The organism is Azospirillum isscasi, from assembly GCF_030849505.1.
Classification (GTDB): domain Bacteria; phylum Pseudomonadota; class Alphaproteobacteria; order Azospirillales; family Azospirillaceae; genus Azospirillum; species Azospirillum isscasi.
On record NZ_JAUJFI010000371.1, the window covers coordinates 1 to 914 of the forward strand.

Consider the following 914-nt stretch of genomic DNA (forward strand, 5'->3'; position numbering starts at 1 on the left):
GGCCCGCCTGCACGGCCTCGCGGTAGGGCTCGGCCAGCCCGGCGGCGACCGGGTCCGCACCGGGTGCGGCGCGTCCCACGGCGCTCTCCCCGCCAGCCTCGGGAAGGGCGGCGAGCTTCGTCGGGCCGGTCGTCCCGGACAGCGTGCCGGCCACCGGGTCGGCGTCGCCGCGGACCACCGGCGGCGGCGGATAGGCGCTGGGCGCCGCGCCGCCCATGGACACGGTTTCGCCGGAACGGCCCGCCAGCGTGCCGGCGGTGACGTACCCCTCCTGCCCCGACGGGTCCCGCACCCGCACCCAGCCGGATTCGGGCGCCGCCTGGAGCAGCGTCACCCGCTGCCCCTGCTCCAGATCCCGCAGGCTGCGGGCGCCCAGCACCGGACGGGCGAACAGGTTGGCGTCGCGCGCCACCGTGTAGACCCCGGGTTCCAGCGCCGCCGGCTGGGACTGCGGAGGCGTCTGGGTCTGCGGAGACGGCTGGGCCGGCGTCTGCGGCTGGGCGGCGGCGACCGGCACCTCCTCCGGCTTGGCGAGGTTTCCGGCGAAGGCGAAGCCGGTCTTTCCGTCCAGCTCGACGCGCAGCCAGCCGCCGTTCCGCCTGGTCCGCCCGGTGACGGAGACCTCGCTGTCCCGGCGGAGCGTGGTGACCACCGCCGCCTTGGTGTCCGGCCCGGCGCGCAGGTTGGTGTCGCGCGTCACCACCCGCTTCTCGTTCAACGGGTCCACCTCGACCTCGGCGGCCGCCGGGGCCGCGGGCTTCTCCTCAGGCCGCTGCGGGAGCGGCTTGGGTTCGGCCACCTTCGGTTCGGGGGCCTTCGGTTCGGGGGCCTTCGCCTCCTCGGCGGGCGGAGCCTCCTCCGTCCGGGCGATGGCGGCGGAAGGGGCGGCGGAAGGGGCGGCGGAGGGGGTGGCG

At 77.5% G+C, this 914-nt stretch carries 1 protein-coding gene; it reads right to left on the minus strand.

The features are described 5' to 3' along the window. A partial coding sequence (locus tag QSG27_RS29055; RefSeq protein WP_306712341.1) for an SH3 domain-containing protein occupies positions 1–799 on the minus strand: 799 nt, incomplete at its 3' end. Positions 800–914 lie beyond the last annotated feature (115 nt).